Origin of the sequence: Adlercreutzia mucosicola DSM 19490 (assembly GCF_000422625.1) — a bacterium.
Classification (GTDB): domain Bacteria; phylum Actinomycetota; class Coriobacteriia; order Coriobacteriales; family Eggerthellaceae; genus Adlercreutzia; species Adlercreutzia mucosicola.
Genome location: NZ_AUGK01000014.1, coordinates 59,741 through 74,124, shown reverse-complemented (window position 1 = coordinate 74,124; position 14,384 = coordinate 59,741). Strand labels below are relative to the sequence as shown.

Annotated in this window: 17 protein-coding genes; 15 read left to right on the top strand and 2 right to left on the bottom strand. The window is 65.7% G+C overall.

The window, feature by feature from the left end; translation table 11 throughout:
* Window positions 1–143 precede the first annotated feature (143 nt).
* From G503_RS0109135 to G503_RS0109100, 8 genes are all read left to right on the top strand, one after another.
* Window positions 144–359, top strand: coding sequence for a DUF3791 domain-containing protein (locus G503_RS0109135; protein WP_028027339.1), 216 nt, complete (start codon window positions 144–146; stop codon window positions 357–359).
* A complete protein-coding gene (locus G503_RS0109130) occupies window positions 356–832 on the top strand; it encodes a DUF3990 domain-containing protein (RefSeq protein WP_028027338.1) in 477 nt (158 codons plus the stop codon). Before G503_RS0109135 ends, G503_RS0109130 begins: the two co-directional genes overlap by 4 nt.
* Window positions 829–1,086: a hypothetical protein gene (locus tag G503_RS0109125; RefSeq protein WP_028027337.1), complete on the top strand. Its 258-nt coding sequence runs from the start codon at window positions 829–831 to the stop codon at window positions 1,084–1,086. Before G503_RS0109130 ends, G503_RS0109125 begins: the two co-directional genes overlap by 4 nt.
* A gap of 69 nt (window positions 1,087–1,155) precedes the next feature.
* Window positions 1,156–1,653: a crossover junction endodeoxyribonuclease RuvC gene (gene ruvC / locus G503_RS0109120; protein ID WP_016309124.1), complete on the top strand. Its 498-nt coding sequence runs from the start codon at window positions 1,156–1,158 to the stop codon at window positions 1,651–1,653.
* Window positions 1,650–2,252 (top strand): Holliday junction branch migration protein RuvA, encoded by a 603-nt coding sequence (ruvA, locus tag G503_RS0109115; RefSeq protein WP_028027336.1) that lies wholly within the window; start codon window positions 1,650–1,652, stop codon window positions 2,250–2,252. The genes ruvC and ruvA overlap by 4 nt, the downstream gene beginning before the upstream one ends.
* A gap of 12 nt (window positions 2,253–2,264) precedes the next feature.
* Window positions 2,265–3,347 carry a Holliday junction branch migration DNA helicase RuvB gene (ruvB, locus tag G503_RS0109110; protein ID WP_028027335.1) on the top strand — a complete coding sequence of 361 codons (1,083 nt, stop codon included), beginning with the start codon at window positions 2,265–2,267 and terminating at the stop codon, window positions 3,345–3,347.
* 166 nt (window positions 3,348–3,513) lie between these two features.
* Window positions 3,514–3,921 carry a hypothetical protein gene (locus G503_RS14595; protein ID WP_051191090.1) on the top strand — a complete coding sequence of 136 codons (408 nt, stop codon included), beginning with the start codon at window positions 3,514–3,516 and terminating at the stop codon, window positions 3,919–3,921.
* A gap of 132 nt (window positions 3,922–4,053) precedes the next feature.
* Window positions 4,054–4,257: a cold-shock protein gene (locus G503_RS0109100; protein ID WP_016309120.1), complete on the top strand. Its 204-nt coding sequence runs from the start codon at window positions 4,054–4,056 to the stop codon at window positions 4,255–4,257.
* A 327-nt stretch (window positions 4,258–4,584) separates the two neighbouring features.
* Here the strand turns inward: G503_RS0109100 and G503_RS0109095 are convergent, their stop codons facing one another.
* Window positions 4,585–5,508, bottom strand: coding sequence for a class I SAM-dependent methyltransferase (locus G503_RS0109095; protein WP_028027334.1), 924 nt, complete (start codon window positions 5,506–5,508; stop codon window positions 4,585–4,587).
* 119 nt (window positions 5,509–5,627) lie between these two features.
* Here G503_RS0109095 and thyX point away from each other — a divergent pair, with 119 nt between their 5' ends.
* The 6 genes from thyX (at window position 5,628) to G503_RS0109065 (ending at window position 10,910) form a co-directional block, all read left to right on the top strand.
* Window positions 5,628–6,320 (top strand): FAD-dependent thymidylate synthase, encoded by a 693-nt coding sequence (gene thyX / locus G503_RS0109090; RefSeq protein ID WP_028027333.1) that lies wholly within the window; start codon window positions 5,628–5,630, stop codon window positions 6,318–6,320.
* A gap of 75 nt (window positions 6,321–6,395) precedes the next feature.
* A complete protein-coding gene (locus tag G503_RS0109085) occupies window positions 6,396–7,493 on the top strand; it encodes a DUF1385 domain-containing protein (protein WP_028027332.1) in 1,098 nt (365 codons plus the stop codon).
* A 119-nt stretch (window positions 7,494–7,612) separates the two neighbouring features.
* Window positions 7,613–8,344, top strand: a complete 732-nt coding sequence (locus G503_RS0109080; RefSeq protein ID WP_028027331.1) for an amino acid ABC transporter ATP-binding protein — start codon at window positions 7,613–7,615, stop codon at window positions 8,342–8,344.
* A gap of 12 nt (window positions 8,345–8,356) precedes the next feature.
* Window positions 8,357–9,244, top strand: a complete 888-nt coding sequence (locus tag G503_RS14590; protein ID WP_084636474.1) for a transporter substrate-binding domain-containing protein — start codon at window positions 8,357–8,359, stop codon at window positions 9,242–9,244.
* The gene (locus tag G503_RS16045) at window positions 9,244–10,257 is read left to right on the top strand and encodes an amino acid ABC transporter permease (RefSeq protein WP_084636473.1); all 1,014 of its coding nucleotides are present in this window, start codon (window positions 9,244–9,246) and stop codon (window positions 10,255–10,257) included. The genes G503_RS14590 and G503_RS16045 overlap by 1 nt, the downstream gene beginning before the upstream one ends.
* On the top strand, window positions 10,254–10,910 hold the full coding sequence (locus G503_RS0109065; RefSeq protein ID WP_035022609.1) for an amino acid ABC transporter permease: 657 nt from the start codon (window positions 10,254–10,256) through the stop codon (window positions 10,908–10,910). The genes G503_RS16045 and G503_RS0109065 overlap by 4 nt, the downstream gene beginning before the upstream one ends.
* 17 nt (window positions 10,911–10,927) lie before the next feature.
* Here G503_RS0109065 and G503_RS0109060 read toward each other — a convergent pair whose 3' ends face one another.
* Window positions 10,928–11,419: a hypothetical protein gene (locus tag G503_RS0109060; protein ID WP_028027329.1), complete on the bottom strand. Its 492-nt coding sequence runs from the start codon at window positions 11,417–11,419 to the stop codon at window positions 10,928–10,930.
* A gap of 438 nt (window positions 11,420–11,857) precedes the next feature.
* Between G503_RS0109060 and G503_RS0109055 the strand changes: the two genes are divergently transcribed.
* Window positions 11,858–14,365, top strand: coding sequence for a DNA topoisomerase I (locus G503_RS0109055; RefSeq protein ID WP_028027328.1), 2,508 nt, complete (start codon window positions 11,858–11,860; stop codon window positions 14,363–14,365).
* Window positions 14,366–14,384 lie beyond the last annotated feature (19 nt).

Sequence of the window (14,384 nt, the reverse complement as noted above, 5' to 3'; positions counted from 1 at the left end):
TGGGGCTTATCTGTTGGCTGGCACGGCGCGCATCATACTGGGAATCGACCCGGGCCTGGCCCATACGGGCTGGGGCTTGAGGGGCCGGCCGGCGCCTTGGTACAATAAAGCGTGGTTGCTGGTAGGATGAAGGAGGTGTCTTCGTGTCGAAGCGAGAGGTTGAATTCGTAACGTACTGCATCGGCAATTTGTCCGAGCGACTTGGGCGGAGCCAAACCGAGATTTACAACCTGCTGGCACGCAGCGGTATTCTCCAGGATTACATCGTTGCCTCTTACGATGTGCTGCACACCTTCGGCAAAGACTACCTCATGGAAGACCTCATCGGTTATATGCGTGAGAAGAAGCTGGTCGCATGAGGGTCTACCATGCATCCGACTGCGTGGTGAGCAGTCCCGACACCGAGCATTCTCGTGGCAATCTCGATTTCGGGCGTGGCTTCTACGTCACGACGATGAGGGATCAGGCAGTCAGCTACGCCCAGCGCTTTCTTCGCCGTGGCCGAAAGGCCTATGTGGGGGAGTACGGCCTTGATGAAGATGCGCTTGCATCCCTGGCCGTCCTCGAGTTCTCGGCCTACGATGAGCAATGGCTCGATTTCGTCATGGCATGCCGCGGGGGCGCTGACGACACCTCTTGGGACGTTGTTATGGGCGGCATTGCCAACGACCGTGTGTTCACCACGGTCGATTTGTACTTCGCGGGCGAGATAACCAAAGACGAGGCGTTGGGGCGATTGACCTACGTGAAGCCCAACGACCAGCTATGTTTCCGAACTCAGCGGGCAATCGATCGCGCGTTAAGATTTTGCGGGGCGGAGGAACTCTCGTGAGCAATGCAGGAAAGCAGACCGTATTGCAGATGAAGTACGCTCGCATTATTGATGCCATGGCCCGGCTCGGGCAGATGACGCCCGAGGAGGCGATGGACGTCTTCTATAACGCGCCTTTGATGCCGTTGATCCAGGAGGGTGTTGCCGATCTTCATTGCCGAAGCGATGAGTACTTGGCGAAGGAGATACTTCGGGATGCGGGGCTTCCTGCCTGTGATTCGCCGGGACCTTCCTCGCAATCCGTTGAGAGATAGCCGGCTTGCAATCAGCAAACATATGTTCTATGATAAGCCCCACCGATTTTGGAAAGTGGGGCTTATCTGTTGGCTGGCACGGCGCGCATCATACTGGGAATCGACCCGGGCCTGGCCCACACGGGCTGGGGCGTGGTGGAGCAGTGCGGCTCGCGGCTGGGATGCGTGGCCTACGGGTGCGTGGCCACGCCGGCCGATAGACCCCTGGCCGAGCGGCTGCTGAAGATACACCATCAGGTGGGGGCTGTGATCGAGCGGTTCCGGCCCAGCTGCGTGGGCATCGAGACGGTGTGGTTCGGCAACAACGTGACGGCCGCCTTCGCCACGGGCCAGGCCCGCGGTGCGGCGCTGGTGGCCTGCGCCGAGATGGGGCTTGCCGTGGGCGAGTACTCGCCGAGCCAGATAAAGCTCGCTGTGGTGGGCGAGGGCACGGCCGAGAAGGAGCAGGTGCAGTACATGGTGCGCCATCTGCTGAAACTCGAGCGCGATCCGGCGCCCGACCATGCGGCCGACGCCCTGGCCGCGGCCATTTGCTATACGACCCACGAGACGGGGAGGTTCGCATGATAGCGTTTCTGAGCGGGGAAGTGGCGGCGGTGCTGCCGCCGAATACGGCCTACATCGATGTGACCGGGGTGGGCTACGCGGTGTCCATGCCCCAGGGAGACTTGGGCAAGCTGGAAGTGGGCAAGCCCGCGCGCGTGCTCACCTACCTGTCGGTGAGCGACAACGGCCTGGGGCTCTACGGGTTCCTCTCCGACGAGGAGAAGGCCCTGTTCGAGAAGCTCATCGGCGTGTCAAAGGTGGGGCCGAAGATGGCCCTGGCGGCCCTTTCCACCTACACCCCCCGCGAGCTGGCCCACGCCATCGCCGCCCAGGACATCGCGCGGGTGTCCCACATTCCCGGTGTGGGCAAGAAGACGGCCGAGCGCATCATTCTGGAGTTGAAGGGCACGCTGGAGCGCGGTTTGGAAACGCTGTTCGACAGCGGTGCCGCGGACGGGGCCGCCTCGGCGGCCAGCGTGGCGCTGACCGGCGCCACCGAGGCGCTGCTCTCCATGGGCTTCACCTCCGCCGAGGCCGAGGTGGCCTTGAAGGGCGCTCCCGAGGGCACTGGCGAGGGCGCGCTGCTACAATATGCGCTGAAACGTTTGGGAAACCGATAGCGATAGGCAGCCATGGCATTTGATCTGGACATAGAGGGCATCGGGTACGTGGCCGAGGGCGGCGCGTCTTCGGGGCGCGCGACGGCCGAGGGCCGCGAGCGGGCCGTGGCCCCCACCTTCACCGAAGACGACCTGGAACTGGATTTCTCGCTGCGGCCGAAGCGGCTGGACGACTACCTGGGTCAGACCAAGGTGAAGGAATCGCTCGGCATTATGATCGACGCGGCCCGGGCCCGGGGCGATGTGGCCGACCACATTTTGTTCTCGGGGCCTCCGGGCCTGGGCAAGACCACGCTCGCCACGGTGGTGGCCAACGAGCTGGGCGCTTCCATCCGCACCACCTCGGGGCCGGCTATCGCCCGCACGGGGGACCTGGCCGCCATCCTCACGAACCTCGAAGAGGGCGACGTGCTGTTCATCGACGAGATTCACCGTTTGAACCGCATGGTGGAGGAGGTGCTGTACCCGGCGCTGGAGGATTTCGAGTTGGACATCGTGGTGGGCAAGGGGCCGGCGGCCCGCTCCATCCGGCTCGACCTGCCGCGCTTCACGCTCATCGGAGCCACCACGCGCACGGGCCTGCTCACCGGCCCTTTGCGCGACCGCTTCGGCGTGGCCTTCCGCCTGCAGTACTACACGCCCGAGGAGCTGGCGCTCATCGTGTGCCGGTCGGCCGCTATCTTGAACGTGTCCATCGACGAGGAGGGCGCGCTGGAAATCGCGCGACGCTCGCGGGGCACGCCCCGTCTGGCGAACCGCCTGCTGAAGCGCGTGCGCGACTGGGCCCAGGTGCGCGGCGACGGCGCCATCACCGAGGACGTGGCCGCCGAGGCCCTCACGTTCTTCGAGGTGGACCACCTGGGGCTCGATGCGGTGGACAACCGCCTGCTGGAGGTGCTCTGCGTGCAGTTCTCGGGGCGCCCGGTGGGGCTCACCACCCTGGCGAGCGCCCTGGCGGAAGACCCCGACACGGTGGAAGACGTGTACGAGCCCTACCTCATGCAGCAGGGCCTGATGATGCGCACGCCCAAGGGCCGCCAGGCCACCCCCGGCGCCTGGGAGCACTTGGGCCTTATGGCGCCCGAGGGCTGTTAGCTCGGCTCGAGTCGATTTCGTCCGCCCCTCCCTGCGGGCGCTGACGTTGTCGGGCGGCCGGCCTGAGGGTCCGCCCCTACGAAGGCGCGAAAGAGGCTTGTTCCATTTGGAGGAGGAAGGCAGGCGCCCCGAAAGGCGCCCCTGCGGAGTTATTGGAGGAGCAACTGTGTTCGAGCAAGATTATCTGATGCGCATTATCGCCCAGCTCATGGGAGCTATTCGGCGGTCCATGGAGCGGGCGGCGGGAGAGGAGGATCCCGACGGGGCTGCGCGGATGCTGGATATGGCAGTGGGGGAGGCCACCGATCTGGACGGCGAGGCGCTGCTTTCCCTGGCACCGGAGTCTATGGCCGCTATCCTGCAGGTGTCGGGGGTGGACCCGCACCTGACGGAGCACATCGCCCGCAGCCTCTCGCTCTCGTCCCGCTACTACGCCGAGGCGGGCAACGACGATATGGCCGCCTTGCGCTCGAACCAGGCCCGGGCCCTGGCCGCCGCTTTTGGGCACGAACTGCCCTCGGAGGCGATGACCGATCAAGAACTTGAGGCTTTTCTTGAGGAGGCGACAGAATAGCGGGAATTCCCCGCGAAAAACCGCGCAACTTAGCGTATAGTGATGGGGCGCTCCTAAATGGGGAGCTGGGGCCTCAGGGCCCGTGTTACTATCCCCTCTCGTAGGACGGGAGGGAGGAAAGAGGAAAGCATCATGGCGGAAGGCACTGTCAAGTGGTTCAACCCCGAGAAGGGCTACGGCTTCATTTCTCAGAACGACGGCGAGGATCTGTTCGTTCACTTCTCTGAGATCAAGATGTCGGGCTTCAAGACCCTCAACGAGGGCGACGCCGTTACCTTCGAGGTGACCGAGGGCCAGAACGGCAAGCTGCAGGCGAGCAACGTGGAACGTCTCTAGGCTTTAGATACTCCATCAACGCCGAAGGGCTCCGGAATTTCCGGAGCCCTTCTTTTTTGCGCGCATGGGCGGGAGGGATGGTGCTGAGCGGGACATGGCGCGCAGCTGCGAAGGCGAATTCTGGCTTGTAAATGACGGTTTCGGGGACGAAAGAGGCTCCCGAAGTCCCTTCGAGCACCGCTTTCGGCGCATTTCGCCTGGTCGCTGCACATCAGCACGCAGCAAGGGGGGCGCTTTCCGCCCGAATTTCCCCGAAACCGTCATTTCCAAGCCAGAAAACGCGTCGCATCTCGCTCGGTGAAAAGGTGCTTTTGCGGAAGAGGGGCGCTACCAGGTGGGGTGGGGCGTGCGGCTGGTGTCCCAGGAGAGGAAGGCCCACTGGACGGGGCGGGGATCGCGCAGGCGCAGGGCCTTCTCGGTGCCGCCGTGGCCGTCGTCGGCGCCGGCGCGCTCGTTGGGCACGAGGTGCTCGGCCACCCAAGCGGGCAGCCGTTCTAAGGCGGCCGCGATTTGATCGGGGGCGGCCGCGCGCCCGGCGTGCTTCTCGATCATGGCGGCAAGGGACGCCGCGGCCTCTTCGACGTTGTGGTAGCTGCGAATGCGTTCGCTGGCGATGAGGCGCAGTTCCGGCTGATAGCCCTGCTCGGTCAGCACGAGCAGGGCGTAGAGGTAGTCGAAGCTCTTCGGCACGGGCAGTCCCAGACCCTCGAAGACCGTGACGTCCACATGGGGCGAGGGCCCGGTGGTCAAGGTGGCGCAGGCCCGGCGCCGCGCGACCGACGACAGCTTTCCCAGGGCCGCGCCCAGATCGGCCGTGGCCACCGATCGGGAGGCGAGGGCCACATCGACGCAGTTCGCCCCGAAGCCCGCGGCCTCCCAATCGTCCTCCCAGCTGAGACAGACACACTCGATGCGATCCTCCACGCCGCGGGCGGCTGCCTTGGCGGCCAGGTCATCCAGCATACCGCGGGAGAAGTCGGCGGCGATCACGGGGTGGCCCGCGGTCGCCAAGGGCAGGGCCAGGGCACCGTTGCCGCAGCCCATGTCGAAGACGGTCTCGTCGGGCCGGATAGCGGCCAGGGCCAGAAACTGGTCGGTATAGGCCGAGGGCGCATCGTGGGTGCGGAAGGTGGCTGCCCGCTTGTCCCACCAGGCCGCGTCATCGGGCGGGCGGCGGCGCTGCTGCAGGGCCTTCCACTCTTCATTCCAGTCGGTGGTAGTCAGCAGGGGCGTGAAATCGTCGTGTGCCACAGGCGTCCTCTCCATGGGCCAGGGTTGTGGTTCCTTGCGAGGTTCGCCGAACCCTCGGGCGCCCCGTCTTGCGCACCTATTATACTTCGAGGGAAACATCGAGCGAAAGGGAGAAGCCCATGCAGGTAGAGTTGCTGTACCACACCCCCGATCCCGAGCGCGCCATCGCCACGGCGGCCCGTTTGTGCTACGCCCCGGTGGGTGCGAGCGAGCTCATGGAGACCATGCCGCCCGAGCGGGTGCGGTCGGTGCTGTCCACTATCATGGGCTCGGGGCACTTCTCCACCTTGGAGCACGCGAGCTACACCTTCGCCGTGGACGGTGTGTCCCGGGCGCTCACCCACCAGCTGGTGCGCCACCGCATCGCCAGTTTCAACCAGCAGTCCCAGCGCTATGTGAAGTTCAAGGGCGAGATTCCTGTGGTGAAGCCGGCCAGTGTGGCCGCCGACCCCGAGACGGACGCCCTGTTCGACGAGGCCATCGCGAAGGTGACCGAGGCCTACCGCGTGCTGGTGGAGGCCGGTATTCCCGCCGAGGACGCGCGCTACCTTCTGCCCAACGCCGCTGAGACGAAGATCGTCATCACCATGAACGTGCGCGAGCTGCTGCACTTCTTCGAGCTGCGCTGCTGCAACCGCGCCCAATGGGAGATTCGCGATCTGGCCTGGGAGATGCTGGAGCTGGCGCGGCCCACGGCTCCCTACATCTTCGCCGACGCCGGCGCGCCCTGCGTGCACGGCATCTGCCCCGAGGGCAAGATGACCTGCGGCAACCCCTTCCCGCGCGTGGATCGCGCGACGTTGGACCAGTAGGCGGTTCGGCACCGCCCCGCTTGTCGGGGCGCGTCAAGCGAGGTATTCGAGAGCGAAAAGAGATACGAAGGATCCATGGCAAAGCAGAAGAGCGATCTGTCCCGCGCCTTTTCCGAGGACGGGGCCGTTAAGACCCACGTGGGCGGCCAGGCCCTCATCGAGGGCGTGATGATGCGCGGCAAGTACAACTGGGCCGTGGCTGTGCGCGAGCCGAGCGGCGCCATCTACGTGGAAGAGCACGATCTGAAGAGCGGCCAGGATAAGAACGGCTGGATGTACTGGCCGCTCGTGCGCGGCTGCCGGGCGCTCGTGGAGTCGCTCATGCTGGGCTTCAAGGCCTTGGAGATTGCCGCCCTGCACGCCTTCGGCGACGAGGAGGGTGAGCAGAAAGCCGCTGCGGAGGCTTCGGCCGAGGCCGTGGACTACGAGACGACGCTGACCGAAGATGCCGAGACGCGCGAGGAAGAAGAGGAGTTCGGGCACCGCGAGATGATGATCTCCATGATCGTGGGGCTCGTGCTGGGTGTGGTGCTGTTCATCGTGGCGCCGGCGGCCGTGACGAACCTCATCGTGGGGGAGTACGACGACCACACCTTGGCCTGGAACATCGTGGACGGCCTTCTGCGCGTGGCCGTGTTCGTGTTCTACATCTGGCTTATCGGGCGCATGGAGGACATCAAGCGCATGTTCATGTACCACGGCGCCGAGCACAAGGCCATCCACTGCTTCGAGCACGGGCTGCCCATGACGCCTGAGAACGCCCGGCAGTTCCCGCGCCTGCACGTGCGCTGCGGCACGGCCTTTCTCATCATGGTGATGGTCATCGCTATTCTGGTGTACACCATCTTCCCCTTAAACGCTATCATCTCCGGCTTTGGGGTGCCCGACGGCCTGCCCAAGCTGCTCTTGGTCATCGTGGCGCGTATCGTGCTCATGCCCGTGATCGCCGGCATCTCCTACGAGATCACGGTGAAGTGGGCGGGAAGCCATCCGGACAACCCGCTTGTGAAGGTGATCCTGTGGCCCGGCATGCAGATGCAGTACCTGACCACCCACGAGCCCGACGATGCCCAGATGGAGTGCGCCATCGCCGCCATGCAGACGGTGCTGGCCCGCGAGGAGGCCGAGGCGGCCCGGGCAACTGATGCGACGGAGACGATCGCCGCGTCGTGACGGCCTGTCAATGAGCCGTGAAAAAGCCGTTGCGGCGGCGAAACCACGACCTGCAAGCTGAACGTTACAATCTCACCAATCTATTCGGTGCAACGTGCCAGATAGGAGCGTGGGATGTGATGGAGCCTCTTATCTCCGCGAAAGATCTCAAGAAGAACTTCGGCCACGTGGAGGCCTTGAAAGGCGTGTCCCTCGATGTGGCTGAGGGCGAGAAGGTGGTCGTCATCGGGCCGTCAGGCTCGGGGAAAAGCGTGCTCATCCGTTGCATGAACGCGCTGGAGCGCCCCGATTCCGGCGAGCTTACCGTGGACGGGATGGACCTTATGGCCCGCAAGGTGGACAGCCGCGCCCTGGCAAGCCGGGTGGCCATGGTGTTCCAGGGCTACAACCTGTACCCGCACAAGACCGTGCTGGAAAACGTCACCTTCGCGCCCGAGAAGGTGCTGAAGGTGCCCGCCGCCGAGGCGAAGGCGCGGGCGCTCGAATACTTGGAGCGCGTGGGGCTCACGAGCAAGCTGGACAAGTACCCCGACCAGCTCTCGGGCGGCCAGCAGCAGCGCGTGGCCATCGCCCGGGCGCTGAACATGCACCCGAAGATCATGCTGTTGGACGAGCCGACGAGTGCGCTGGACCCCGAGATGGTGAACGAGGTGCTCGACGTCATCAAGTCGCTTGCCGAGACGAACATGACCATCGTGATGGTAACCCACGAGATGGGCCTCGCCCGCGATGCCGCCGACAAGGTGGTGTTCATGGAAAACGGCCTCGTGGTAGATGCCGGCACGCCGGAGTACTTGTTCGGGCCCGACTCCAACGAGCGCGTGCAGGCCTTCCTCTCGAAGATACTGTAGGAGGCGGCTGCCATGGGAAAACGACTTCTCACGCGCCGCGCCTTCGTGCGCACGGCAGCCGCGGCGGCCGGTGCGGTGGCCCTGGGCGCTGCGCTGCCTATGGCCGGCTGTGCGCCGGCCGGCGACGTGCTGCGGGTGGGCACCAAGGTAGACGTGCCCGGCTTCGGCTTCCAGAACCCCGAGACGGGCAACGTGGAGGGCCTGGAGGTGGATGTGGCCCGGGAGCTTGCCGCCCGCATCAAGGGCGATGCGAACGCGCTCGAGCTCACCGGGGTGAACGCCACCACCCGCGGCGCCATGCTGGACAACGGGGCGCTCGACGCGGCGCTGGCCACCTTCACCATCACCGAGGACCGTCGCCGCAGCTACGATTTCTCGCGGCCCTACTACATCGATACCATCGGCATTCTGGTGAAGAAGGACTCCGGTATTTCGGATTTGGCCGGCCTTGACGGCAAGACCGTGGGCGTGGCGCTGTCGGCCACTACGAAGGACAAGCTGCGCGAGGCGGCCGATGCGCTCGGCATCACGCTGAACTTCGCCGAGTACGCCACCTATCCCGAGATCAAGATCGCGCTCGTGGTGGGGCGGGTGGACGCCTTCTCGGTGGACCGCTCCATTCTGCTGGGCTACCAGGACGACACGACCCGTCTTCTGGACACGCAGTTCGCGCCCCAGGAGTACGGCGTGGCCACGGCCAAGGGCAGCGAGCTGACAGGCCAGGTGGATGCGGCCATCGCGGCCATGGAGGCCGACGGCACGCTGCCATCGCTGAAGGAACGCTGGGGGCTGTCGCTTGTGACCGAGGCCGACGTGGAGGCGGAGCAGGCGGCCGGCAGCACGGGACTCGGCGCGGGGGATGCGGCCGACGATGCGCCGGTGCGCGGGGGAGGTGCGTGATGGGGGAGATCTTCGCGCCCTACAAATGGGAGGCGCTCTTCGCGCGCTGGCCCGACATCCTCGCCGCCTTCGGCACCACGGTGGGCATCTCGGCCGGCGCCCTCGTGCTGGCGCTGGCGCTGGGGTTTGCCTTCAGCATGCTGTCGGTGTCGCGCTTCAAGCCCCTGCGCGGTGTGGCCCGCGTGTACGTGGAGGTGGTGCAGAACGTGCCGCTGCTTTTGCAGGTGTTCGTGCTGTACGCGGTGTTTCCGCTGCTGGGACTCTCGCTCGCGTCGTTCTGGATCGGCGTGCTGGCCATCGGGGTGTACCACGGCGCCTACATGTCGGAAGTGGTGCGCAGCGGCATCGGGTCCATCCACCGCGGGCAGTTCGAAGCGGCAAAGAGCCAGGGCTTTACCTACCTGCAGACCATGATGCTCGTCATTCTGCCCCAGGCCATGCGCATCATCCTGCCGCCTTTGGCCGTGCAGGCGGCGAATTTGGTGAAGAACACGAGCGTGCTGGCCCTTATCGCCGGCGGCGAGCTCATGTACTTCTCCAACTCCTTCGCCGGCGACACGAGCTACTACGGGCCGGCCTACGGGGCGGCCGCGGTGCTGTACTTCGCCATCTGCTTCCCCCTGTCGCGGGCGGCGGTGTACCTGGAGCGCCGTATGCGCAGCCGCCGCCATGTGGTGACGGGCGACGCCACCGAGGTGTTGGAGGCCGACGGCGCCGAGGTGACCCCGGGCACCCACGACCTGACCGGGCGGGCGGCTGCGGCGGCTCTGGCCGGCGGCGTGACGACGATGATGGAGGGCACGACCTTGCTCGTGCCGCCGGTGAGCGACAAGGGCCGCTACCTCACCTACGCCGAGCTGTACGGGGTTGACCGCGGGGCGTGGCCCGACCCGGCCCACGGCAGTTATCCGCGCCCCCGCAAGCCCCGCAAGGGCCACGCGAAGCGCTTCGCCTCGCGGGATCGGCGGCGCCAGGCCGGCGGCGCGCGTCGCGGGAGAGGAGGCCGGAAATGAGCGATATCATAGCGCTGCTCACCTGGACGAACCTGCAGTTCCTTCTGGAGGGCCTGGGGCTCACGCTCGTCATCTCAGCGCTGTCCATCGCCTGCTCGGTTGTGCTCGGCGCGGTCATCTCCATCATGCGCGGCTCGCGGCTGCGCGTGCTGCGGGGCATCTCCATCGCCTACGTGGAGCTGTTCAAGAACACGCCGCTTTTGCTGTGGATCATGTTCACGTTCTTCGTGGCCCAGCTGCCACCCCTGCCCGCAGCCGTGGTGGCGTTCACCCTGTTCACAGCGGCCTCGGTGGCCGAGATCGTGCGCGGGGGTTTGGCCAGCGTGCCCGCGGGCCAGTACGAGGCGGCCCGTTCCCAGGGCTTCTCGGCCCCGCAGATGTACGTGCTCGTCATCCTGCCCCAGGCCCTGCGCAACATGGTGCCGGCGCTGCTGTCGCAGTTCGTGACCACCATCAAGGACACGTCGTATCTGTGGGGTGCCATGGCGCTGCAGGAACTGATGGGCCGCGGCATGATCCTCATGAACAGCTTCAACTCCACCGTGCAGATCTTCGCCATCTTCGGGCTTCTGGCGCTTATCTACTTCGCGGTGTGCTTCACCCTCTCGCAGTTCGTGCGCGCCTACCAGAAACGCCTCAAGGGCGCACGATAGGGATGTTCGGAAAGCGCTTACCCCAAATATCCCAGGAAGGGCAGGTAGCTTTGGGCGGAGTCGGGGACGGCGAGGGTGATGTCTTGGCCCAGAGCTTCCACGGTGACGACGCTCGGGTCGTCGTAGGTGGTGATGGTGGCATCGGTGCCGCCGTAAGTAACGTTGGCGCTGTCCGTGGGACTTGCGCCGTCGGGCAATGTGGTCACCTCCCAGTTCTCGATGTCGAGGGCGGCGATAGCGGCATCCACGTCGGAGGGCGCCATGCCCGTGACCTCCGCGATCTTGTCGCGGTTGTTGCGCAGGGCCTCGTTGGCTTTGGACTTCAGGCCGCTGGCATCGAGCGCTGCGTTGGCGGCGGTGTTCTTGCCCTGCTCGAACAGGCCGGCCAGGGGGTTCTCGAAGTTGGCGAAGGGGTTGCCCAGGCCCAGCTGGGGCAGGATGCCGAACACGCCGACGAGGAGGATGAACGCGAAGATGAGTCCGACGAGGGCCTTGATGATCTTGTCCACGGGGTTCCTCCTGGAAGAGCCGCGCCGCTCAGGCGCAGGGCGGGGTCGCGTCGGCTACGTAGGGGCGGCCGCTAAAGGCTCGCGAAGCTGCAAGGGGCGCCGTCGGTAGTGCGTGCGATGCTCGGTTTCGGCGAATCTGTGCTGTGATTCGACGGTGCCGCCCGCCCATGGTACCCCGCATTGCGCCCCTCCATAAATCGACTACGGGACGCCCACGAAACGGTCACGGACCTGACAGTTTCGTTTGGAGCCCCTTTTCCGCCCGTGTGGGTTTTTTCTTGTGCGGCGCGAAAAATCGTGTATCCTTTAGCCCCACGCGAAAAGCGCCCCCGCTGGGCGCATTCGCTTCCCCGAACCCCGCGCACGTAAAACTTGAATGGGGAATCGTGCGAATGTCATCGGCCGCGCGGGCGGCCCAGAAGGAGGAGAGAGTCTTACATGAAGCTGATCGTCACCGAGAAGAACGACGCGGCGGTGAAGATTGCCGATCTTCTGGGAGCCACGAAGCCCAAGGCCGACAAGGTGTTCAACACCCCGGTGTACCGATTCGATGTGGATGGCGAGGAGTGGGTGACCATCGGCCTGCGCGGCCACATCCTGGAGCCCGACTTCACCCCGTCTCTTATATATAAGAAGCGCGGCGGCTGGTCCGGCGTGACCGCCGAGGGCGAGGCCGTACCCGCCACCCTGCCCGCGAGCCTGCCGGTACCCCCCTTCAAAAAGAAGAAGCCCTTCACTGCCGACGGCGTGGAATTGAAGGGCTGGAAGATGGAGGCGTTGCCCTATCTTATTTACGCGCCCATCGAGAAGCTGCCCAAGGAAAAGGACATCATCCGCTCGCTGAAGAACCTGGCGAAGAAGGCCGACTCCATCGTGATCGCCACCGACTTCGACCGCGAGGGCGAGCTCATCGGCTCCGACGCGCTGTCATGCTGCCGCGAGGTGAACGCCACCGCTCCGGTGTCCCGCGCCCGCTACTCGGCCTTCACCAAGCCCGAGATCACCCATGCCTTCGCGAACCTCGTGCCCATGGACGACGATTTGGCCGCGGCCGGCGGATCGCGTCGCGACATCGACCTTATCTGGGGTGCGGTGCTCACGCGCTACCTCACGTTGGTGAAGTTCGCCGGCTACGGCAACGTGCGCTCGTCGGGCCGCGTTCAGACGCCCACCCTCGCCATCATCGTCGAGCGCGAGCGCGAGCGCATGGCCTTCGTGCCCGAGGACTACTGGGTCATCCGTGGCGCCTTCGATGCCGGTGCGACTTCCGGCCCCACCGCCGGCGACGGCGCCGAGGCCTTCGAGGCTCCGCACGCGACGGCCCGCTTCAAGGTGGAAGCCGAGGCCAGCGCGGCCATGGAGCATGTCGCGGGCGCCACGAGCGCGCGCGTGGTGTCGGTGGAGAAGAAGAAGCGCACCGTGGCCCCGCCCGTGCCCTTCAACACCACTTCGCTCATGGCGGCGGCCTCGTCGGAGGGCATCAGCCCCGCGCGCTGCATGCGTATCGCCGAGAGCCTGTACATGGACGGCTACATCTCATACCCGCGCGTGGACAACACGGTGTATCCCGACTCGCTCGATCTGGCCGAGGTGGTGAACGCCATCGCGGGCAACCCGGCCTACGGCCCCTACTGCAAGGAGCTGCTGGCCGCCGGCCCCCTGAAGGCCACCCGCGGCAAGACCGAGACCACCGACCACCCGCCTATCTACCCCACGGCCAAGGCCACGCCCGACGACCTGTCGCCGGCTGACTACAAACTGTACAACCTCATTGCGCGGCGCTTTTTGGCCACGCTGTCGGGCCCGGCCACGGTGGAGGGCACAAAGGTGACGCTGGACGTGGCCGGCGAGCCCTTCGTGGCCAAGGGCGATGTGCTGGCGGTGCCCGGCTTCCGCGCCATCTATCCCTACGGCCTGAAGAAGGACGAGCAGCTTCCCGCCATGGCCGAGGGCGCCACCATCGCCTTCAACGGCGCCACCTGTACGAAGAAGCAGACCGAGCCGCCGGCCCGCTACTCCCAGGGCAAGCTCGTCCAGGAGATGGAGAAGTTGGGCCTGGGCACCAAATCCACCCGCGCCTCCATCATCGAGCGTCTCTACCAAGTGAAGTACGTGCAGAACGACCCCATCGAGCCCTCGCAGCTCGGCATCGCCGTCATCGAGGCCCTGGACAAGTTCGCTCCGCACATCACCCACGCCGAGATGACCGCCGAGCTGGAGCACTCCATGGACCGCATCGCTGAGGGCGAGGTGACCAAGGCCGAGGTGGTGGAGAAGTCGCGCGAGCTTCTGTCCGAGCAGCTGGCCACGTTGATGCCCCATTCCGAGGAAGTGGCCGAGGCTCTGTCGGACGCCGTGGCGGCCGATGCCTACGTGGGCCCCTGCCCGAAGTGCGGCAAGGACCTGCAGCTGCGGGCGAGCCACAAGACCAAGTCGATGTTCATCGGCTGCGCCGGCTGGCCCGATTGCGACGTGACCTTCCCGCTTCCCAAGGGCAAGATCGAGGCGGTGCCCGAGCAGTGCCCCACCTGCGGCATGCCCCAGGTGAAGGTGACGGCGTTCCGCAGCAAGCCCCGCGTTCAGTGCATCGACCCGAGCTGCGCGAGCAACCAGGAGCCCGAGGTGGTGGTGGGGAAGTGCCCTGTCTGCGCGGCCAAGGGTCTCGACAAGCAGCTCATCGCCCGGCGCAACCCGCGCACCCTGAAGCGTTCGGTCACCTGCGAGAACTTCGATGAGTGCGCCACGCGCTACCCGCTGCCCCAGTACGGCGACATCATCCCCACCGAGGAGGTGTGCGAGCACTGCGGCGCGCCCCTGGTGGTGATCAAGACCGCCCGCGGGCCGTGGAAGCTCTGCCCGAACTTCGATTGCCCGGGGAAAGAGGAAGAGGAGAAGGCCAAGGCGGCCAAGAAGGGCGGTAAGAAGGCTCCGGCTAAGAAGAAGTAACGTTTCCGGGAAGCGCTCG